20 protein-coding genes and 1 riboswitch are annotated in these 21,501 nt (G+C 60.5%); of the genes, 1 reads left to right on the top strand and 19 read right to left on the bottom strand.

The window, feature by feature from the left end; genetic code table 11:
• The 11 genes from KVT38_RS27410 to KVT38_RS27360 all read right to left on the bottom strand — a co-directional run.
• On the bottom strand, positions 1-773 hold a 773-nt coding region (locus KVT38_RS27410; RefSeq protein ID WP_217596934.1), incomplete at its 3' end, for a phosphomethylpyrimidine synthase ThiC.
• Between the two features lie 363 nt (positions 774-1,136).
• Positions 1,137-1,243: riboswitch (TPP riboswitch) on the bottom strand.
• A 641-nt stretch (positions 1,244-1,884) separates the two neighbouring features.
• Positions 1,885-2,502 carry a YcnI family copper-binding membrane protein gene (locus KVT38_RS27405; RefSeq protein WP_217596933.1) on the bottom strand — a complete coding sequence of 206 codons (618 nt, stop codon included), beginning with the start codon at positions 2,500-2,502 and terminating at the stop codon, positions 1,885-1,887.
• Positions 2,503-2,714: 212 nt separating this feature from the next.
• Complete coding sequence (locus KVT38_RS27400) at positions 2,715-4,457, bottom strand: ABC transporter substrate-binding protein (RefSeq protein ID WP_217596932.1); 1,743 nt, start codon at positions 4,455-4,457, stop codon at positions 2,715-2,717.
• 105 nt (positions 4,458-4,562) lie between these two features.
• Positions 4,563-5,468 carry a carbohydrate ABC transporter permease gene (locus tag KVT38_RS27395; protein ID WP_217596931.1) on the bottom strand — a complete coding sequence of 302 codons (906 nt, stop codon included), beginning with the start codon at positions 5,466-5,468 and terminating at the stop codon, positions 4,563-4,565.
• 14 nt (positions 5,469-5,482) lie between these two features.
• Positions 5,483-6,442 (bottom strand): ABC transporter permease, encoded by a 960-nt coding sequence (locus KVT38_RS27390; protein WP_254639601.1) that lies wholly within the window; start codon positions 6,440-6,442, stop codon positions 5,483-5,485.
• Between the two features lie 187 nt (positions 6,443-6,629).
• A complete protein-coding gene (locus KVT38_RS27385; protein WP_217596929.1) occupies positions 6,630-8,186 on the bottom strand; it encodes a response regulator transcription factor in 1,557 nt (518 codons plus the stop codon).
• Positions 8,179-9,975 carry a sensor histidine kinase gene (locus KVT38_RS27380; protein ID WP_217596928.1) on the bottom strand — a complete coding sequence of 599 codons (1,797 nt, stop codon included), beginning with the start codon at positions 9,973-9,975 and terminating at the stop codon, positions 8,179-8,181. The genes KVT38_RS27385 and KVT38_RS27380 overlap by 8 nt, the downstream gene beginning before the upstream one ends.
• A 160-nt stretch (positions 9,976-10,135) precedes the next feature.
• Positions 10,136-10,855, bottom strand: coding sequence for a response regulator (locus KVT38_RS27375; protein ID WP_217596927.1), 720 nt, complete (start codon positions 10,853-10,855; stop codon positions 10,136-10,138).
• Positions 10,824-11,693 carry a sensor histidine kinase gene (locus tag KVT38_RS27370; RefSeq protein WP_217596926.1) on the bottom strand — a complete coding sequence of 290 codons (870 nt, stop codon included), beginning with the start codon at positions 11,691-11,693 and terminating at the stop codon, positions 10,824-10,826. Before KVT38_RS27370 ends, KVT38_RS27375 begins: the two co-directional genes overlap by 32 nt.
• 46 nt (positions 11,694-11,739) lie before the next feature.
• Positions 11,740-13,356, bottom strand: a complete 1,617-nt coding sequence (locus KVT38_RS27365) for a copper resistance CopC/CopD family protein (RefSeq protein ID WP_217596925.1) — start codon at positions 13,354-13,356, stop codon at positions 11,740-11,742.
• 207 nt (positions 13,357-13,563) lie between these two features.
• Positions 13,564-14,028 carry a gamma-glutamylcyclotransferase family protein gene (locus tag KVT38_RS27360; protein WP_254639599.1) on the bottom strand — a complete coding sequence of 155 codons (465 nt, stop codon included), beginning with the start codon at positions 14,026-14,028 and terminating at the stop codon, positions 13,564-13,566.
• 157 nt (positions 14,029-14,185) lie between these two features.
• Here KVT38_RS27360 and KVT38_RS27355 point away from each other — a divergent pair, with 157 nt between their 5' ends.
• Positions 14,186-14,491, top strand: coding sequence for a hypothetical protein (locus KVT38_RS27355; RefSeq protein ID WP_217596924.1), 306 nt, complete (start codon positions 14,186-14,188; stop codon positions 14,489-14,491).
• A 69-nt stretch (positions 14,492-14,560) separates the two neighbouring features.
• On the opposite strand, the gene KVT38_RS27350 is transcribed toward KVT38_RS27355, so the two are convergent.
• The 8 genes from KVT38_RS27350 to KVT38_RS27315 all read right to left on the bottom strand — a co-directional run bounded on the left by KVT38_RS27350 (position 14,561) and on the right by KVT38_RS27315 (position 20,909).
• Positions 14,561-15,529: an aldolase catalytic domain-containing protein gene (locus KVT38_RS27350; protein WP_217596937.1), complete on the bottom strand. Its 969-nt coding sequence runs from the start codon at positions 15,527-15,529 to the stop codon at positions 14,561-14,563.
• 214 nt (positions 15,530-15,743) lie between these two features.
• The gene (ssuE, locus tag KVT38_RS27345) at positions 15,744-16,295 is read right to left on the bottom strand and encodes an NADPH-dependent FMN reductase (protein WP_217596923.1); all 552 of its coding nucleotides are present in this window, start codon (positions 16,293-16,295) and stop codon (positions 15,744-15,746) included.
• Between the two features lie 132 nt (positions 16,296-16,427).
• Positions 16,428-17,063 carry a hypothetical protein gene (locus KVT38_RS27340; RefSeq protein WP_217596922.1) on the bottom strand — a complete coding sequence of 212 codons (636 nt, stop codon included), beginning with the start codon at positions 17,061-17,063 and terminating at the stop codon, positions 16,428-16,430.
• A gap of 132 nt (positions 17,064-17,195) precedes the next feature.
• Positions 17,196-17,942, bottom strand: coding sequence for an oxygen-insensitive NADPH nitroreductase (gene nfsA, locus KVT38_RS27335; protein WP_217596921.1), 747 nt, complete (start codon positions 17,940-17,942; stop codon positions 17,196-17,198).
• 160 nt (positions 17,943-18,102) lie between these two features.
• Entirely contained in the window at positions 18,103-18,666 is a 564-nt protein-coding gene (locus KVT38_RS27330) for a peroxiredoxin (protein WP_217596920.1), read from the bottom strand.
• Between the two features lie 63 nt (positions 18,667-18,729).
• A complete protein-coding gene (gene trxB / locus KVT38_RS27325) occupies positions 18,730-19,680 on the bottom strand; it encodes a thioredoxin-disulfide reductase (protein ID WP_217596919.1) in 951 nt (316 codons plus the stop codon).
• A 153-nt stretch (positions 19,681-19,833) separates the two neighbouring features.
• Entirely contained in the window at positions 19,834-20,538 is a 705-nt protein-coding gene (locus tag KVT38_RS27320) for a winged helix-turn-helix transcriptional regulator (RefSeq protein ID WP_217596918.1), read from the bottom strand.
• A complete protein-coding gene (locus KVT38_RS27315; RefSeq protein WP_217596917.1) occupies positions 20,511-20,909 on the bottom strand; it encodes a Fur family transcriptional regulator in 399 nt (132 codons plus the stop codon). Before KVT38_RS27315 ends, KVT38_RS27320 begins: the two co-directional genes overlap by 28 nt.
• Between the last annotated feature and the right edge of the window lie 592 nt (positions 20,910-21,501).

The following is a 21,501-nucleotide window of genomic DNA, read 5'->3' as shown; positions in this document are numbered from 1 at the left end:
CCGACTTTTTCGAGCGCCTGGTAAATAGGCACTGTGCCCACGGGAACCGGGGCGTTGCGCAGAATCCATTCGCGGGTCGCGTGAATGTTTTTGCCCGTCGACAGATCCATGATCGTATCCGCGCCCCAGCGGGTCGCCCACGTCATTTTTTCCACTTCCTCCTCGATGGAGGAGACGACGGCGGAGTTGCCGATATTGGCGTTGATTTTCACGTGAAAATGCCGTCCGATAATCATCGGTTCGCATTCCGGATGATTGACGTTGGCAGGAATAACGGCGCGCCCGGCCGCCACCTCGTCTCGTACGAACTCGGACGACACGCCCTCCCGGACGGCGATATAGGCCATTTCGGGCGTGACGATGCCGCGGCGCGCATAGTGGAGCTGCGTAATATTGCGCCTTTCCGCCGCCCGGCGCGGCCTGCGCTTAAGCCCCGGATACGCCGGCGCGCCTTGCGAGCGGGCGCTTGTCTCGGATCGGAAGCCGTCGTCTGACGGCACGGACTCCCTTCCGTCGTATTCGAACGTATCCTCTCTGGCCGCGATCCATTCGTCCCTGATCGTCGGCAGTCCTTTTCGGATATCGGCTTCGTAGCCGTCGTCCGTATAAGGACCGCTGGAATCGTAAACGAGCAGCGGCTCGTTCGGCTGCGAGGAGCCGTCCCTCGCCGTGCTGTCGGAGAGGCGAATCTCGCGCATCGGCACGCGAACGCCTCCGTCTCCGTTTACATACACTTTGCGGCTGCCGGGCAGCGCCCGGTTCATGATCGACATCGTTAAAAAACCTCCCTGGAATGAATTCATGCGAATTCCTCCGGGAGGCCGACAAGGGCGCGCGATGCGAAAAAAGAAAACACAATGACGGCTTGGCGAAACTGCGGCGGGCGTCTGCGACCGGAGACAGATTCGTCTGTCCACGGACAAGCAAGAACGCCGGGTTTGGCGCTCCGTACGGGACGCGGCTTCTGTGCAGACGATGCAAAAAAGCCGCCCCGTCGGGAGCGGCCAAAACGAGCAGCTTCGAACTGCATGGGGCGGATATAAGGACGAACGCCTCCCGCGGATGCGAAAAGACGACTCAATCCCGCAACGCCCCGGCCTAACGGCACGCGACGCTGCGATCCGATGCAGCTTGCTACGCACATTGGTCCACTTTCCTACGCTGGCATGACCCAGATCAGGTTCAAAGGGACCAAGGCATCGCTGCCTTATCTCAGCCCTTGCGGGCGCCCCCAGTGGAATTCATGTTTCAACTGTACAACGGCCGCCGACCAGGTGTCAATCCAAGGTTCCCGCGACCGCTATCGCTCGCTGGCGAACGCCCCTTTAGCCATTAGCGGCATTCGCTGACGCAAGCGCTTGTTGGCGAGCGACCCGAGGCAGCACGTTTGGGAGACCAAAGCGGAACTTTCTTCCGCTATCGGCGCTATGGCAGCTAGTTTGGGAGACCATAGCGGAACTTTCTTCCGCTATTGGTCCCGAGGCAGCTAGTTTGGGAGGCCATAGCGGAACTTTATTCCGTTATCGGCCCCGAAGCAGCTAGTTTGGGAGACCATAGCGGAACTTTCTTCCGCTATCGGCCCCGAGGCAGCTAGTTTGGGAGACTATAGCGGAACTTTATTCCGCTATCGTCCCCGAGGCAGCTAGTTTGGGAGACCATAGCGGAACTTTTTTCCGCTATTGGTCCCGAGGCAGCTAGTTTGGGAGACCGTAGCGGAACTTTCTTCCGCTATCGGCCCCGAGGCAGCTAGTTTGGGAGACCATAGCGGAACTTTCTTCCGCTATCGGCCCCGAGGCAGCTAGTTTGGAGGCCATGGCGGCCCGCGATGCCGCTAACGCCTCGCGGGCTAGCGCCGCCTCCCGCCAGCGCCCTACCGCCTTCCGATCAGCGCGACTTCTTGCGCAGCAGCGCGGTCGCGAGCGCGGCCAGGCCCGCTACCAGGCCTGCAATCGCAAGGCCCAGCGTCAGCGGATCGCGGTCGCTGTCCGATGCGTCCGCCGAAGCGGCGCCGGCTTGCCCGTGCCCGTCGCCGTCGGCTGCCCCGGCGACTACTGCCGTCACCGATGCCGGCGTATCGGCGTCCGGTGCGCCGCTCCAGTCGACGACCGCGCCGTCGGAGTAAGTCTGATGCGCCTTCCACACCAGCTCCTTCGCATCCTCCGCGACATGCCCCTGGAACAGAAACTGTACGAACTCCGTTTCGTTAATGCCTTGGCCGTCCGCCTTCCAGGTGACGGAGACGACCTTGCCGTCCGCATCCTTCTCGGTTGTGCTCGTCCAGCCCGGATACGGCTCGAAGCGCGATACTTCCACGCCAGCGGGCACGTCCAGCTTGACCTGTGTCGTGTTGACGCCCTCGTTTTCGCTCGGGACGCGAATCGTGAACACCTGGTACGCGTTCTGCGCGACCTCCGCAGGCTCGACCCGGACGTGCGCGCTCGCCATGCCCGCATAGCCGAACGCCAGCGTGGCGGCGAATAGCAAAGCTCCAAATTTCTTCAACGCAAACCAACCTTTCATAACGATGGATAAGCCCCATTGTACGCCCCCCCGCCTCCCTCGCGCATGACTCCAAAGAGCCATAGCCGCCGCATATGAGAAAAACCTCCGCAGTCCCAAACAGACCGCATACGAAAAAACCTCCGCCGTCACATACAAGCCGCACACGAGAAAACCTCCGCAGTCCCAAACAGGACGCGGAGGTTGGCCGACTGTTATTTTCCTTCGTCCGCGCTCCACAGCTTCACGCGGTCCTGCACGTACTTGGTATAGCCCTTCTCCATCTTTTCGACGCCCGCTTTGATCAGGTCGTTCTGATAGGCATCCCAAATCTTGTCGAAGTCCTCGGGCTTCGCCAGAATGGCCTCGGGAATCCGCTTCCAGGTGATATCCTTCATCTTGTTGCCGAGGATGGACACTTCGTCCTCACCCGGAATTTGAATGTTCCACGCGGCGCCGTACGCCTTCACGTTAAACTCGTCTTCCTTCGGGAACAAGTCCTTCCATGTCGTCGCCTTGTATGCCGCCAGCGTTTCCTTCTCCACGTCGCTGTAGCCCTCGGTGATCAGCTCCGGACTGTTTTTCGTGTAATAGTTGCCGGTCGGGTCCTTCACGCCGTCTCCGTAGTGGACCATGATGTTCCAGTAGAAGCCGATGCCTGACTCCTTGGTGAACGCGGTGTTGTCGTTGTTGATGCGTTCCTGGACTTCCTTGGGCACGACGCGTTTGCCGTTTTCGACGACATAATGCTTGCCTTCGATACCCCAGTTGTTCAGCACCTGGCCCTCGTCCGAAGCGAGGTAATCGAGGAACTTGATGATGCGAACCGGGTCCTTGGCTTTGCTGGAGATCGAGATGCCGTATCCGCCCATGAAGCCCGTCGGCCAGAAAGACGTCTCCTTGTACTGCTCGCCCATCGTGACCGGATAGTGGCCGTACGTCTGATCGAACTTGCCCGCGGTCTTGAGCGCATGCTGGCCGTCGTTAAAATCCCAGTCCTGGTCGATCAGGCCGAGCACGCGGCCGGAGGCGACCTTCGCTTTGTACTGGTCGTATTTTTGCACAAAGCTTTCCTTGTCGAGCAGTCCTTCCGCGTTCATGTGGTTGAGCCAACGGAAGTATTCCTTTTCCTCCGGGCGCCGGAAGTGGTAGATCGCTTCGTGCGTCTGTTGGTCGATGAAATATTCGCCGTCGTCCGAACCGCCCGTCACGAAGGTCGCCGGGTTCGTCACGGAAATGTACATATGCCAGTCGTCCGCGTTCAGCGACAAGCCGATGTTTTTGTTGCCGTTCTCGTCCGTCGGATGCTTGGCGAGGTAGTCCTTGATGACCTTCTCGTAATCCTGTACCGTGCGGATGGTCGGGTAGCCCGCTTCCTTCACGACGCGATGCTGAAGCTCGAAGCCCCCGCCCGCGACCGCCTTGACCTCGTCCACCGCGGACCAGGTAGGGATCGCATAGATCGATTGATCCTCGGTCGTATACTTTGCCCGGTTCAAATAGGGGCCAAGCACTTTTTTGATGTTGGGCGCGTGCTTGTCGATCAGCTCGGTCAGGTCAAGCACCGCGCCCGCGTCGACCAGCTTGCCGATGTCGCCTTTGGCCGCGATGATGTCGGGATATTCGCCGCTTGCGGCCATGAGCGCGACTTTTTGCGCCGGGTCGCCGACCGCGAACTCGGCATCCAGCGTGACGCCGGTTTTTTTCGTGATCTCCTTGGAGACGTCGTCCTGCATGTTGTTCCAGTTCGGATTCGGGTCTTCGGAAAAGTAAGTAAATGTGACGGGCGACAAGTCTTCATCCTGCTTGCCCGCGTCCGAAGCCGCCGAAGAACCGGATGGCGCAGCCTTGGAGCTTGCGGCGCCGCTATCGCCGTTATCCTTGCTGCAGGCGGACAGGAAGCTCAGCGTCATGGCGCCGGCGAGCAGCAGCGCGTTTACCTTCATTCTCTTTTTCATCGCTTGAAACCCTCCGTTTGATCTGAATGGTGGACCGTATGTGGACAGGAGCGAGCCCTGCGGATCCCTTCGGCAAGCGGCGGCATGTGACCAACAGCGTCAGCTTCAGCTCTTGACCGCGCCGAGCGTCATGCCTTTGACAAAATACTTCTGCAAAAACGGATAGACGACGAGAATCGGCACGGTCACGACGATCGTGATCGCCATTTTGACCGATTCGGGCGAGATCTGACGCATGACCTCCGTCATATTCCGTCCGCGGAACTGGTCGGCGTTCGTCGTCGTGCTTTGCAGCACCTTCATGAGCTCGAATTGCAGCGTCGTGAGCTTTTCGTCCGATCCGTTATACAGATAGGTGTCGAACCAGGCGTTCCATTGCCCAACCGCCAGGAAAAGAGCGATCGTGGCCAGGGCCGGCTTCGTAAGCGGCAGGATGACGCGCCAGAAAATCGTCCAGTCGTTCGCGCCGTCGAGCTTCGCGGATTCCTGCAAGGCATACGGAATGCCATCGATGAACGAGCGGATGATAAAGACGTTGAAGGCGCTCACGAGACCGGGCAGCACGTACACCGCGAACGTGTTCATCATGTTGAGGTCGCGGATCAGGATATAAAACGGAATGAGCCCGCCGGATACGTACATCGTCAGCGCCAGGAACGCGGAGACGAACCGTCTGCCCTGAAAATCGGCCCTGCTGATCGTGAACGCCAGCATGGATGCGCTGACCAGCCCCAGCACCGTCCCGACGACCGTGCGCAGCACGGATATTTTAAGCCCCGTGATCAAGCCGCCGAATGCGAAAATGGTCTCGTAGTTTTTAAACGTCGGCACCCTGGGATAGATCGTCAGGCCGCCTCGCACGCTGTCCGTCGAATCGTTCAGCGAGATGGCGAGCACGTTCAGGAAAGGGTAGAGCGTAACGACAGTAACGACGATCAAGATGAAATACACGACGAGTTCGAATAGCTGATCCGACCATGGACGGCCGGCAAAACGTCTGATCGCCTGCATGCGGGCCGGCCTCCTTAGAAGATGCTTTCTTTGGTCGTGCGTTTGAAGATGCCGTTGGCGACGAGGAGCAGGAACACGCTGATGACGGAGTTAAAAATGTTGATCGCGGTGCCGAACGAGAAACGTCCGAGACCGAGACCGTAATTCAGCGCGTACAGGTCGAGCACTTGGGAATAGTCGCTGACGAGCGGGTTGCCGAGCAGGAACTGCTTCTCGAAGCCGATCCCGACCAAATGCCCGATCGACATGATGAGCAGGACGACGATCGTCGGGCGGATGCCCGGGAGCGTAATGTGCCAGATCTGCCGCAGCCGGCTAGCCCCGTCCACTTTGGCCGCCTCGTACAGATCCGGTCCGATCCCCGCGATGGCGGCGAGGTAGATGATCGTATTCCAGCCCATCTCCTTCCACACGTCCGAGGCGGTGACGATGTACCAGAACAGTCCTCCTCTGGCCATAAACTGGATCGGTTCGTCGACGATATGGAGCGAGACGAGAATCTCGTTGATTACGCCGCCTTCGGTGGACAGCATTTTCGTGACGATCCCCGCCACCACTACCCAGGAGACGAAGTGGGGAAGATAGGAGACCGTCTGCACGAACCGCTTGACCGGCATCGCCCGCACTTCGTTCAGCACGACGGCGAACACGATCGGGACGACGAAGCCGGCCACGAGCCCCATCGTGCTCATGGCGAGCGTGTTGCGAAGCACCCGGTAAAACTGCTCGTCCGCGAACAGCTCACGGAAGTACTGGAGGCCGACCCACTTCTGGTCCCCGAAGGCGATGCCCGGCTTGAACTTCTGGAAGGCCACCGTCCAGCCCCATAACGGCAAGTAGCTGAATACGAACGCCCACAAGACGAACGGCACGGACATCAGGTACAGGTAGCGCTGCTGGAAAAACGTTTTCCAGAAGACGCCGCCCTTTTTGCGCGATGCGCTTTCAAGCGGTCTTTCTTGACTTGCCGGCATTGATCTCATGCGATGACCTCCTTGCTTGATCTCATTATAGGAGAACGCTTTCAATGCTCCTACCCGGCAAATCCGCCCCGCTTTCCGTCTAAAATCAGCGATTTCAGAAAACGTTTTCAGAAAGTCTCTGAAAAAGACGGATAAAACAGCTGAATCCGCTGCATTATCCGTCCTTTTGGATCCGCGCTCACGACGATTCAAACCGGCTTCGGTACGCGCCAGGCGACAAGCCCTCGTACTTGCGGAACTTGCCGTGAAAATAATCGGGGTTCGGATAGCCGACCTGCTCCGCCGCCTCGTATACTTTATGCCCGGCCTGAAGCAGCTGCTTGGCCTTGGCGATCCGGACTTTGTCGAGATAGGCGTTAAACGAGTCCCCGGTCACGGACTTGAACAGCTTACCCAGATAAGCGCTGTTGTAATTAAACGCTTCGGCCAGCTTTTCCAGCTTCAAATTGTCTTTGTAATGCGTGTCGATCAGCTGCATCATCTTGCGAATCTGACGCTCGCCCCCGCCGTCGTCCGTCAGGCGAATCGCTTCTCCCAGAAGGACGGAGATCTGATCGAGCATCGTCCGGTAGCCGCCCGCGCGGTGTATCGCCAGCAGCTTCGACTCGAGCAAAGCCGGGACGGAGCCGGCACCGGGCCGACGGGCCGACAGCTTCTCCAGCAGACGCGTCAGCAGCTGGACGAATCTGACTTTGAGCGAATGTTCTCCTTCGCCGGCAGCCAGCATCAGATCGCCGATCTCCTCGACCAGCGGCGCCACGCGGGCTTCGCTGCCCGAACAGACCGCAAGATACAGCCGCTCCGCCTGCCGAAGCAGCGCTTCGGGATCCAACGGGATCGCCGGTCGGGACGGCAAGCGGCATGCCGTCTCGTCGTCGATAAAGTCCGCGCCGTCGTAAAAGAACCGCTGCCGGGCGCGCAGCTTGGCCGCCGCGAGCGAGACAGGAATGCCGGCAGCGTCCGGGACGCCCTCGCCTGCCGACGCGAACACCCGGCAGCCGGCGAGCGCCTCCCAGTCGCGCAAGGCCGTCGTCAGCCGGCGCCGTACGGAATCGCGAAGCAGGCGGTCCGCGAGCAGCAGCCCGATCGACGCTCCCGCGTCGAAGACGAGACCCGAGCCCGTTTTCTCATACATGCCCTTCAGCCGCTCGGCGATCTGCCGGTGCGCGGGCGCCGCCCCATCGCCGTCGGCAGCCACGTCGATCAACACGACCCGGAAGCCCGCGTCTTCCCCGGCCCAAGAAGCGATCTCCGCCGCCCATGTCCCGTCGCTCGCCGGCGCTTCGGACAGCATCGCTTCCAGCCGTTCGGAAAGACGCGCCTCCACCGTTCGCAACTCCGCTTCGCGCTTTGCCTCCCTTTCGTCGAGCGTACGCTTGATCGCGCGCAGATTGTCCGCCAGCTCGTCCTCATCCACGGGCTTCAGCATATAATTGTCAACGCCGAGCGCGATCGCCTGCCGGGCGTAGTTAAAGTCGGCATAGCCGCTCAGGACGAGCACGCGGACATCGGCTTCCTCTTTTTTCAGCTCGCGAATGAGCTCCATGCCGTCCATGCCCGGCATTCGGATATCGACGATCATCAGATCCGGCCGGATTCGCGCATTCAGATTCAGCGCTTCCTTGCCGCTCGCAGCTGAACCGGATATACGATACCCGAGCGATTCCCAGTCCAGCAGCTCCGCAAGCCCCTCCCGAATCGATGGCTCGTCGTCGACGAGGACGATCTTATACATCCGCCTGATCCCCCTTCCTTCTCGGTATAATGAATCGGACGCGCGTTCCCGCGCCGGGTGCGCTCTCGATGGCAAGCCCGTATTCGGCGCTGTAAGAAAGCTGGAGGCGAGCGTTCACGTTGCGCAGACCGATATGATCGGAAGACTCCGCGCCTCCCGGATCCTTCAAGCTGGCGATCACTTCCGCCAATCGCTCCTCGGACATGCCGGCGCCGTCGTCCCTCACCTCGACGAGCAGTCCTTCCGCACTGCTTTGCAGCGCGACTTCAACGGTTACCGCCTCCTCTTTGTTTTCCATGCCGTGGATGACGGCATTCTCGACGATCGGCTGAACGACGAGCGACGGAATGCGCTCGGACAGCGCGGCCGGATCGATATCCAGCTTGTACTGCAGCCTGTCCTCGTAGCGGAATTTTTGAATGTCCAGATAACAACCGATCATATCGATCTCCGCAGAGACGGGGATGACGCCGCTGCCCGCTTCCAGGTTTTTGCGCATCATCTTGCCGAGCAGCTTTACCGTCCGGGCGATATCGGTTTCTTTTCTCACGACCGCCTTCATGCGGATCGACTCCAGCGTGTTGAACAAAAAATGCGGATTGATCTGGCTGGCCAGCATTCGAAGCTTGATCTCGCTTTGCCTCGTCTCCAGCTCTCTTTTCTGCCGGTTGGATTCGTTCACCTCCCCCATGAGCGCCCGGATGCTGCCGAGCATCGCGTTGAACTGGCGGGAGAGCTGCCCGATCTCGTCCTTCCCGTCGATCGCCAGCCTCAGATCGAGTTTGCCCGTCGCGACTCTGGAGATGTGCTTGCTCAAGCGAAGCAGCCGGCCGCCGATCAGCTTGGACAGGACGAGGATCAGAACAAGCGCGACGACGAGGCTAAGTCCGATCGCGACCAGCGCCGACCGGATGATCCGGTTGGGCTCGCGTACGATATCGTCGACCGAAAAAACGGACAGAATTCGCAGATTGATGAGCGCGTTGTCCGGATACAGATCGACGATCTGGATCCGCACGCGGCGCTCGCCAAGCTTGGTCATAAAAGCGCCGCTTCGCCGATCGGCGATATCGGGATCGATCGCCAGATCTTGCAGCGTCTTGCCGACCGACTCCGGATGGTTCGCCGCCACGATGTCGCGGTCGGCGACAAGCATCGTATCGAACGACTCCTGGCTCAGGATGCCGTTCAGCATCGCCGAATTCGCGTTGATGACGAGCACGCCGTTCGTCGAATGCTTGTAAAAGTCGATGCGCCGGATCAAGCTGAGATAGCGCAGCCCGTCTCTCGCATCCGTGATATAGCTCCAGCGAATCAGGCCGTCGGATTTTTTGGCCCATCGGTACCAATCCGTATTTTTCGTTTGCTCGTCCGTGGGGATGATCTCCCAGTTGTCGAGCAGCGTCGGATTGTCCACGTACAGGCGTATGCTCGTAATCTCACGGTACAGGTTCACGTATTCCTTGAAGTCGGGATATTCCCGGTAAGCGTCGACGACGCTGTAGGTCGAATTGTACGTCCCGTTGGCGAGCTGGCCGAGACGCGTATCGTTGGACAATCGGTAGGAAATGTCGTATGAAACGTTGAGCATGTCCATCGTCCGTTTCTTGACCCGGTCCATATTCGTCTCAATCTGCTCCGCCGCGCCCCGCAACGCCATTTTCCTCAGCTCCACGGTGAGGTAGACGCCGACGATCAACGTCGGCACCAGGACGACGGCGATAAAGGAAACGATCAGCTTGTTCCTGATTTTCATGTGATTGGTGAAGTGGCGGAAAAACGTCCGCATATTCCGCCCCTCTTTCGCGCGCCGCGAATTGGTAAGCGCTGTCATTTCCATTCAGCTTGATTGTAGCGAGGCCTGCCGATATCGGAAACCTATTCAAGTATACGATTTTTCATATCAAAATCAGCGTTTTTTCTGAAAATCGAAAAAAAGCAGCGGACCGTCATGTGTCGACGATCCCCTGCTCGTACGCATACCGGGTCAACTGCACCCGGTTGCCGAGATGAAGCTTTTGCAAAATGTTTTTCAAATGGTTTTTGACCGTATGCTCCGATACGCCGAGCGCGGCCGCGACGTCCCGGTTCGTCAGTCCTCGCGCCACCTCGAGGAGAATCTCCTTCTCTCTTGGCGTCAGGTCTTCGCGCAGCGGCTCGCCGCTCTCCGGCCCTTCGGCCCGCTTGCCCTGGCTGCGCGCGCCGGCCGCGCCGTCGCCCGAACTGGCGGCCGCGCCTCCGCGTCCGGCGAACTCTCTCAGAATCGACAGCGCGATATCCGCGCTCAGCGGAGCGTCGTCGGCCGCGACGGCGCGCAAATATTCCCGCCAGGCGGATGGATTGAGATTTTTGAGCAAGTAGCCCTGCGCGCCCTTCTTGAGCGCCTCGAACAGGTGGGCAGGCTCGTCGGACACGGTCACGATGACGATCTTGACCGCAGGATAAGCCTCCTTGATCGTCTTGGACGCCGCCAATCCGCCCATTCCGGGCATATGGATGTCCATCAGCACCAGATCCGGACAAGCGTCCGGCATGAGGCCGATCGCCTCCTCGCCGCTCGCAGCTTCTCCAACGACGAGAAAATCGGGACAACCCTCCACGATTTCCCGCATGCCCTGCCGTGCATGCCGGTGGTCGTCAACGAGCAGAACCCGCCATTTGCCTTCCATCCGCGTTCGCTCCTTTTTTGGTCAGCTCGATCACGGTCAGACCGTCCCTGCATTCTGCGCGGAACGTCCACCCCATGCGGCCCGCGCGCTCGCGAACCATGCGCAAGCCGAATCTGCCGGGCGCCTCCAGCGGATCGCCCGCGAAGCCGACGCCGTCGTCGACGACGGCGCAGCGGAAGCCGCCGTCCGGCGTACGCTCGCCGACGACGTATACGCGCTCCGCGCGGGCGTGCTTGCGCACGTTGACCAGCGCTTCGCGCAGGCACGCATGCAGCTCGACTTTTTCCTTGGCGCCCAGCATGTCCTCCGGAATGTCCCAGCGGAACTCCGCCTCCGCCTCGGTCAAAGCTGCCGTCTCCCCGAGCAATTCGCGCAGCGGCTCCACCCAGCCGTGATCGGCCGCTTCGGGCGGCAGACGCAGCCTGGCGATCGCCTGGCGCACGTCCTCGTGCACATCGCGGACGGTCTCGCGCAGCTCGCCGGCCGTCGCCGCGCGCGCCGCTTCGTTCGGCGACGCATCGAGCTTGTCCAGCTTGACGGCGAGCAGGAACAGCGACTGCGCGATGCCGTCGTGCAGCTCGCCGGCGAGCCGCTCCCGCTCTTCGAGCGCCGCGCTGAGCGAGCGCTCGCGCGAAAGCGCGCGCTGGGACGATTCAAGCCTCGCGAACAGCCCCCGCACGAGCGTAAGCGTCACGGCCAGCACGATGAACGGCGCGAGAAAATTGCCCAGGTCCATCGTCATGTACGGCAGCAGAAAGGCATGCCGGACATACTCCCACAAGCCGATCGTCAGCGTCGGGATGAGCAGGATCATCCATTTAATCCGGCGATCGTTCATCGGCTTTCCTCCCGTCCCCGCTCGCTGCGGCTTCGTCCGCGATCCGTCAATAAATCCGGAAATCCGTCGATTTGACGATCTCCGTATCGGTGCTGTCCGTTACCCGAATCTGCGCCTCCCAGCGCCCCCGGAACGCCAGATAAGGACCCTTCGACTGGAAGGTCGCCTTCGTGAAGTCGGGGAAATCGTCGAGCTCCGAATCCTCGTAAGCTTCGAGCGGCACGTCGATGAATCCGACGTCCCCGCTGCCGAGCGGACGAAGGCGAAGCGCGACCTTTTTTGGCGCGCCGACGCTGTCCGGCAGCCATATTTTCAGCGTAAACGCATTGTCTCCCGGCACGCCGGGCGTAATGCGAAGCGTCACGTGCATGTCCGTGCCCATCTCGTGGTAGGAGATCGGCTCGTTGGCCGGCAGCGGATTCTGGTAGGTCAGCACGCCGACGCTCAGCACGATGGCCCCGAGCAGGCCGAGATCCGCCTTCAGCAGGCCGGCGCGCGGCAGCTCGCCCTTGCGCAGCCGCAAGCGAATGAGGAACGCCGTGACGACGACCAGCAGCGACAGGCCGATCTTGATGAGCAGCCAGGTTCCCCAGGACGTCTCGAACAGATAGGAGAGCGTCGGCAAATATTGCAGCGTGCTGAGCGCGCCCGTCAGCGCGAGCACCAGGAAGGAGAGCAGCGCCCATTTGGAAAAACGGATCGCGAACCTGCCCGCCTCGGGCCGCTCGCGATGCCAGACGGCGGCGAGAAGCACGAGTCCGCCCGACCAGACGGCCGCGGCGAGCAAGTGGACGAAGTCGAGCGCCAGCGTGTAGGCTTCGGGGCTGAAGGCGGCGGCATGTCCGTTCCAGGTCTCGGCCGCAAGCGCGAGCAGCACCCAAGCTAGTCTGGCGGTTGGGTTCAAGCCGCGAAGCAACAGCGCCGCGAACGCCAGCACGAGCTGGGCGGCATAGAGACGGCCGACCGTCGTATCGGTCAAGATGCGTCCCCATTCGGAGAACGGCTCGCCCTCGGTCAGGTTCGACATCTGGAGGACGACGTAGACGAGCGTCGCCAGCGCCCCGAACTGGGCCGTCCAGCCGATCCACGTCTCCCGGGACGTCCGCTCCGCGGCCGACGCCTCGCGCCGCAGCCCCCACAGCAGCAGCCCGGACAGCACGAGCAGGGAAGCGAAAAACAACACCCGGCTGGCGTAAAAAATAAATCGGGTGGTCGTCAGATCCTGCTCGCCCCCGTGGTTGTGGGAATTATGTCCGAGCTGGGCGTGCGGATCGAGTTCGGCCGCGTCCGTCAGCGGGGGCGGATCGCCCACCGTAAAAACGTACGCCCCTTCGACGGGATGCCCGTCCGCGGAGATGACCGAATAGCTCACGGTGTAATGACCTTCGCCAAGCTTGGGCAGCGCAAGCCGCAGCCCCTTTCCCTGCGAGAGCCGCTCCGGCTTGCCCGATGCCACCGTCTTCGAGTCGCCGTTCAGGACGGAGAGACGCGCGGACGAGCCGCCGTCGAGCCGTTCGTTGAACGTCAGCTCCACGAAGTCGGGCCCCGCCGCTAGCTGTGCGTCCTGTGCCGGCACGGCTTTCTCCAATACGGCGTGCGCCGATGCGGCCGGCGCGAACACCGCCGTCACGGAGGCGATCAGGACGAGCCATAGTGCCAGCATCCCCGTCCGCCGAGCCTTCCGCACGGCCATACTCCGCCAACCGCGGTTGCCTGCTCCGGCTATTTCAAAACTTCTCATGTCGCCGCATTCCCCGCCTTCCGTCGGTCCGTAAAATTCGTAACTATCAGTATAAGCGAAGCCTTGACCCCTTCGCATGACGCGAAGGGGCCATATTCGCCGCGGAAATCGACAGCGCATAAACCGCTTTTAATCCGCGGAACGCAGACCAGGCCTCGCGTCGGGCCACCAATCGACGCCAGCGTCGGGTCGTCCTCTGTCGTCCGGCCACACGTAGACCCAGCCTTGCACATCTGGTCGGTCGGCGTCGCGCACACGGACGCGCTCGTAATCGTTATTTTCTTCGGGTCCGAAATATTCCTCCAGCCGGTCGAGGCGCGCCAGCGTCTCCCGGTCCACGAGCGTCCACAGGCCGCGCACGCGCCGATCGGAAGGCGTTCCCGGCCGCGGCGGAACTAGCGCCGGATAACCTTCCACAGCAACGAGACGTCCGCTCACCGCACCCGGCTGCGGCTCAGACCGGGCGAAAGGCCAGATGAGGCCGGCGTTCTCCAGTCCGGGCAGCAGCGATCCGTATACGAAGATCCGGTGAAGTCCCGCGGTCCGAAGCCGGCTGTCGCTCAACATGTTCTTGTCCGCTCCCGTTTCGCTCATCCGCCTTGCTCCCTTCCTCGTTTGCGCGCATGCCCCGCGAACGGCTACAATGAATCCACAGAGGCGCGACAGCCTTCGTTCTCTCTATCATAGCTCGCCGCATTCGTCCCGCCAACCGGGCCGGCATTCCTTCAACGACTGGAGCGATTTTGCAATCATGGAAACTTTTGAACTGGCATCCCTGTTAGTGCGCCAAGGCTCGGAACAATGGCCGGTCACTTTCGAGCGCGCGCGGCTGTTCGTCATTCAGCAATACGGCACGTTTTCCTGGTACATCGAGCTGGACGGCATGCAGCAGGAAGAGCTGCTTCAGCGGTTCGCCGAATCGCTGGACATCGACGTCTCCGTTCAAGCGGTCACGGTAGGCGGCAAGTCGCTGAGCGGAGACGCCTTCTTCCACCCCAATCCCCAAAAACGCGCAGCTGCCGTCCGCGGCCAGGGTGAGCTCGGCGGCTATCGCTAAACGGCGGAATATCGCTGCAAACGCAAAACGGGACAAAGCAGGCGGCGCTGCTTCGTCCCGTTTTTTCGCTTATTTGCCCGGGTAAACCTCCGGCGTCGTCATCTTGTCGTAAAAATCCGTGAAGCGGTCGCGCTCCGGCGAAGCGCGCCAGCCCATCGCCGAGCGCGGGTGCTCGTCGAGCGTGCCGGTGATCATGTCCGGAATGAGGTAGCCCCACTCCTCTTTTTCCCGCAGCTTCAGCATGTGGCGCTCGATCATGCCAAGCACCGGACGGAGGCTGTAGTTCGGATTCGTGAGCTTGGCGAGCAGGAGCTCGGTCGGCGTGTTGCCGGCGGCGCGGCCCATGCCGTAGACGGAAGCGTCAAGCAGCTCGACGCCGAGATCCGCCGCGGCCAGCGTGTTGGCGAACGCCAGCTGCATGTTGTTGTGCGTGTGCACGCCAAGACGCTTGTGCTTCAGGGTGCGCTTGAACTTTTCCACGAGAAAACGCATATCGTCCGGATCGAGGCTGCCGTAGGAATCGACGATGTAGACAACGTCGATCGGGCTGTCGCCGATCATCGCCAGCGCCTCGTTCAGCTCGTTGTCCATCACGTTGGACAGCGCCATGATGTTGATCGTCGTCTCGTAGCCGCGCTCGTGGAACAGCGTGCCGAGCTCGATCGCCTTCTCCGTGTCGCGCGCGTACGTGGCGACCCGAATCAGGTCCAGCAGCGACTCGCTCCGCGGCAGGATGTCGTTCTCGTCGACGCGGCCGACGTCTACGAGCGCCGACAGCTTCGTGTTCAGCTTGTGCGGGATCACCTTGCGCAGGAAGTCGTCGTCCAGAAAACGCCAAGGTCCGGCCTGGTCGGCGCCCTTCAGGAGGCGCGGCGAATTTTTGTAGCCGATCTCCATATATTCGACGCCCGATTCGTTCAGGCTCTGGTACAGATCCTGCACAAATTCGGCGCTGAAGTCCCAATTGTTGACAAGTCCGCCGTCGCGCACCGTGCAATCGACGATTTTGCAATGGCTCGTTTTGCTGTGAATGGTCATCATGACTACCTTCTCCTTTTGGCTGCCGTATCGCTAACGTCCACCGTTCGTATTCTCAACATATCCCCGCAATACACAACATGACATCAATTTTATAACGAAAGGGCGTTCGTCCACAAGCTTTTGCTCACGATTTAACAAAAAGCAACCGATCGGCTGCGCATTCGCCTCCGATCGGTTGCGTATATACGGCGTATGAAAGAGGCCTGAACGCTTAGCCCTGCGACCGCTCGGTTTGCCAGCGCGCTTCCTGCACGAGCAGCGAAGTCGCCGCGTCGATACGGCCCGCGATGTCTTCTTCGATCAGGGCTTTGCCGTCCTCGCCCCAAGTCACCTGCGTATCCAGCACGAATACGCCGGTCAGGATGTTTCTGGCGCCCAGAACCGACAGCACCGGCTTGAAGGCGTAGTCGATGGCGAGCAGATGCGCGATCGTGCCGCCTACGACGAGCGGCAGCACGATTTTGTTTTCCAGCCCTTTTTGCGGCAGCAGGTCGAGATAAGCCTTCAAAATCCCGGTGAAGGATGCCTTGTATACGGGAGAAGCGATGACGACGGCGTCCGCGGCCGCTACGAGCGCATTGGCCTCGGCGATTGCCTGGCTGTCGAACCGGGCATGGAGCAGGTCCTCCGCGGGCAAATCGCGAACGTTGATCACCGACACTTCGGCGCCGCTCTCTTCGATCTGGCTGCGCACGCGATCGAGCACGCCGTTCAATCGGGATTTAGCGGTCGGGCTGCCTTGCAAAATGACGATCTTGGACATGAATGCTCACACCTTTTCCGTTATTCCGATTTTTGCCATCGGATTTTAATTCATTATAAGCGCTGCCTTGGCGGGGGTCAAGCATCGTCCCGCGCGAAAAGCCCCATCTGTCTGAAGATGGGGCACCGAACATCAGGAAGCCGCAGTGATCTGCGCGACCTCCTCCTTGTGCCGTTCAAGCACGGCGCTCTGGCCGAAACGGATCAGCCCGTCCTTGTTCGGCAAGCGAAGCTCGAGCTCGCTGGCTTCCGGGACGAAACGAAGATCGAAGGAAAAGTCGCGGTCGATCTCGTCCGAATGCGCCTGCAGGCCGCCGAACACAAGCGTGCCGTCCGCGCTCAGCTGTTTTTCAATCAACGTGGAATTGTCCGGCATGGCGAACTTGACGGAGCGCTGCCCGTTCCAGAGTACGCCCTCTCCGCCGGCGATCAAATAGTTCCCTTTGCGCGACAGCTTCAGATCGATCGAAAGCGCGCCTTCCAGATCGGTGCCGGATACGTACAGCGGATCCTTCTTGGTCATATCGACCTGCCCGGCCCACTTGGGCAGCGGCTCGACCGACGTCGACTTCAGGTCGAAGTGGTAGGTCTTCGCCTCGCCGTCGGCCGGCAATACCTCGCTCGCCGGGGCGGAAGCCTGCGCGGATGCCGTCGGGGAAGCTGCCGCCGTACCGGATTCGCCGTTTGTATTCGAGCGTCCCGACGCGCATCCGGCGAGCAGCGCCGCAGCCAGCAGCGCCGCTGCCGCCCCTTTCCATACTGGACTCAAGATCGCGTCCATCCTCCTTCAAACGGCTCTCAAGAGCCGGCGTGTCGCAATAGGTGCCGCAATAAAAGTAGTATAGGCCAACGGACGGCGCGATCACAAGCGCAGCGACGGCTGTCACAAAAAAGACCCGTTTTAACGCTTCAGGAAGCCCCGATTTTTTAAGTAATCCAGCATGTGAAGCCGATTGGGACGCGTCAGCCATTCCGCCATAATCTTCGTCCAGGGCGTGCTCTTGCGGCCTTCCGTCCGCATTCGCAAATATCGCGTCATCGTCTCGTCGTACTCGGCGACCGGCCCGAATACGCCGTCGGCGTCATACCGGTTCCAATGGAGCACCGCTTCGACCGGCAGCCTTGGCCGCTGTCCGCTCGGTTGAACCGGCAGCCCCACGCACATGCCGAACACCGGATACGCCAGGCTCGGCAGGCCGAGCAGCGTCGATACTTCCTCGATCCGGTTGCGAATGCCTCCGATATAGCAAATGCCGTAGCCCATCGACTCGGCGGCGATCGCGGCGTTTTGCGCGGCCAGCGCCGCGTCCACCGTCGCGACGATAAAGCTTTCCGCAGAATCCGCGTACACGTCGGCATCCGATTCTATATACGTGTTGGCTGCCCTGGATGGCCTGTTCAAATCCGCGCACCAGACGAGAAAGACCGGGCATGTCTCGACATACGCCTGATTGCCCGTCAAGACGGACAGCTCGCGCTTGAGTGCCGGGTCCGTGACCGCAACGACGCTGTAAGCCTGTACGTTGCTCGACGTCGACGCCATCTGTCCGGCCGCGACGATCTCGCGCAGATCCGTCTCGGGTACCGGCGTCGGATCGAAGGATCGAACGGAGCGGTGCTGCATAAGCTGCGCGACAACCTCGTTCATCGCGATATCCCCCCTCTCTTCTTCCGCCTGCTTCCATTTTCGCCAAGCCGCAAGCTTCTTCCCATTTTTCCCCTCATTACGCAACCTTGAAGCTTCCGCCGCCAACGGGGAAATGGACCGGAAGTCTTGCTTCCGGTCCATCCTATCGTATTATTGTGGATTAGCCGAGCGTCTTTTGTCCCGGCTTCCAGTTGACCGGGCACAGACCGCCGGATTGGAGCGCCTGCAAAATGCGAAGCGTCTCGTCCACGCTGCGGCCGACGTTCATGTCGGTCACGACCTGGTAGCGCAGCACGCCTTCGGGATCGACGATGAAGAGGCCGCGATGCGCCGCGCCGGACGCGTCGTCGAGAATGCCGTAAGCATGCGCGGTTTCCTTCGTGAAGTCGGACACGATCGGGAACTTGATCGCGCCGATGCCGTTGTTCTCGACCGGCGTCTCGATCCACGCTTTATGCGTGTAGATGCTGTCCACCGACGCGCCCAGCACCTCGCAATCGAGCGCTTTGAATTCGTCGTAGCTGTCGCTGAAGCCGCGGATCTCGGTCGGGCAGACGAACGTGAAGTCGAACGGCCAGAAGAAGAAAACGAGCCATTTGCCGCGATAATCTTCAAGCGATACTTTTTCCTCGAGCGAGTCGAGGTTTTTCGTGGACAGCAGGTTAAACGATGGAGCGGGAAGGCCGACTTTGGCGAAAGGATACGGATTGGCGATGGTCGTCATAAGGGATAAATCCTCCTGAATGTAGTTTGATGTATGGGCATAATCTATTTCAACAAAGGCTTCTCAGAAAACGGAAGCGATCGCAGCTGGCGATTCGTTCGCCTCCAGGAACCGTTCGGCGTCCAGCGCGGCCATACAGCCGGTACCCGCGGCGCTGATCGCCTGGCGGTACTTGCTGTCCTGGACGTCGCCGCAGGCGAATACGCCGGGGATGTTCGTCTCGGTCGTGCCGGGCGTGACGAGGATGTAGCCGGTCTCGTCCGTCTTCAGCTGGCCTTCCAGAAACTTCGTGTTCGGCGTATGGCCGATCGCCACGAATACGCCTTCCGCTTCGATCAGTTCTTCTTCGCCGGTCTCGTTGTTCAGCACCTTGAGACCCTTCACGCCGAGCGGTCCGGCGACCACTTCAAGCGGCGTGCGGTTCAGGCTCCAGCTGATCTTGGCGTTGTCGCGGGCGCGCTCCTGCATGATCTTCGAGGCGCGCAGCTCGGTGCGGCGGTTGACCAGCACAACTTCCGACGCGAAGCGGGTCAGGAAGTTCGCTTCCTCCATCGCGGAGTCGCCGCCGCCGATGACGATGATCTTCTTGCCTCTGAAAAAGAAGCCGTCGCACGTCGCGCAGGTGCTGACGCCGCGTCCGACATTGTCCTTTTCCCCGGGGATGCCCAGGTACTTGGCCGACGCGCCCGTCGAGACGATGACGGTCTGCGCCTGCAGCTCTTCCTTGCCGTCGACCGTGAGCGTAAACGGACGCTTCGACAGATCGGCCTTCGTCACCCAGCCGCTCCGGAATTCGGCGCCGAAGCGCTGCGCTTGCTTGCGCATATTATCCATCAATTCCGGGCCCATGATACCATCGGGGAACCCCGGAAAATTCTCGACCTCTGTCGTAGTCGTGAGCTGGCCGCCGGGTTCGGGGCCTTCGATGACGAGCGGAGCGAGCCCCGCGCGGGCCAGATAGATGGCGGCGGTCAGTCCCGCAGGACCCGTGCCGACGATGATCGTGTGTCTCATATGACTCTCTCCTCTCAACCTTGGCGTTCGATGAATTTATCTTAACACCGGACCGCCGTGTCGGCATGAAGGCCGAATGAAGGCGGCATGAACGTTTGATGAAGAAAAGGCGAAGGCGCCGTCGTCTGCCATCGTCCGGCGAACGGGATCGGGCTAGTCAGCCGTCCGATAGCCCACGCCGCGGACGGTCACGATATAGCGCGGATTTTTCGGGTCGTCGCCGAGCTTTTTGCGCAAGCTCTTGATATGGACATCGATCGAGTTGCTGCCGCCGAAGTAGCCTTCGCCCCACAGCTTCTCCATCAGGTCCTGACGGGACAGCACGCCGCCGCCCGACATTAGCAATGCCCGCAAAATATCGAACTCCGTCTTGGTCAGCTCGACGCGCCGGCCGTCCCGCTGGACGGTCACCCGCCGCAGATCCATGCGGATGTCCTTGAAAGCCGCTTCGTCGGGTCCGGCTGCCGGGGCGCTCTTGCCTGCCAAGTCCTCGATACGCGCGAGCAGTGCGCCGACGTCGCTTGGCCAAGCCTCGCTTGGGTTTGCTTCCGTGCCCGGGACGGCATGCTCGTCCTGCAGCGCGGCGGGTTCGACGAGATATAGCGCGGGCGTCTTCAGCTCGGACATGCCGCTAAGCGGATCGTGACCCGCGACCGAACGGTCGGCGATGAGCAGATCGATCTGAAGGCTGGAGAGCAGCGCCTCCTGCCCATGGCGGAAGACGAGCACGTCGTAGCAGCGCGTCGTCAGTTCGGCGAGCAGCGGCTGCAGCCGCGCCGGGTACGCGCTGACGACGACGATCCGACGCGTCGTGTCGCAGTAGGCGCCCATCAATTCTTCTGCTTGGATGTCCGGCATGCGGGGCACTCTCCTTTGAAAATAAATTGCTCGTCCGTCAGCGCGTATCCGCTCTCTTGGGCGACCTTAACCAGCCATTCGGCCGGCGGCGGCGTCATCACCTCGTCGACTTTGCCGCAGGATACGCACACGATGTGCGCATGGTCCTCGCCGCGGCCGTCGTACCGGCTCGTCTTGCCTTCGAGCTTCAGCTCGTGAATGAGACCCTCGTCGGTCAAATAGCGGAGTGAGTTGTATACGGTGGCGTAAGCGACGGATTGTCCCTGCGCCTTGAGGCGATCGATAATGTCCGCGGCCGTCGGATGATCGTCGGCCTGCATCACGATGTCGTAGACAAGCTTGCGGGGGGCCGTCAAATTGCGCTTGGTCATGGGAATCCCCTCTTTATTTGAATTGGATTGGTGTGCGGAATTCAATGCGTTATTTAAATTTAGATTTAGTTTAAATTTATTTAATGGTTTTGTCAAGCGCATGCGAGGGTGCGGCGTTTGAAGTATGCACGTTGATCGATAGTTGGCGAATATGCTAAGGTGCAGCGCTCGAAGTATGCGTTTAGTTCGATAGTTGGCGAGACCACGAGGAGTAACCAGCTCAAGTATGCACGTAGATCGATAGTTAGAGAGACCATGAGGATTAACCAGCCCAAGTGTGCGTGTAGTTCGATAGTTGGCGAGATCGCGAGAGGTAACCAGTCCAAGTATGCACGTAGTTCGATAGATAGCGAGACCACGAGGAGTAACCAGCTCAAGTATGCACGTTAATCGATAGTTGGCGAGACCACGAGGAGTAACCTGCCCAAGTATGCACGTAGTTCAATAGTTGGCGAGACCATGAGGAGTAACCTGCCCAATCATGCACGTAATTCGATAGTTGGCGAATTCACGAGAGTAAGGCGCTTGAAGTGTGCACGTTAATCGATAGTCTGCGAGTTTACGGGGGTGCGGCTCCCACAAAGTGGGCAAC

The organism is Cohnella sp. GbtcB17, assembly GCF_019091135.1.
Lineage (GTDB): Bacteria > Bacillota > Bacilli > Paenibacillales > Paenibacillaceae > Cohnella.
This window is presented reverse-complemented; position numbering and strand designations above follow the sequence as displayed.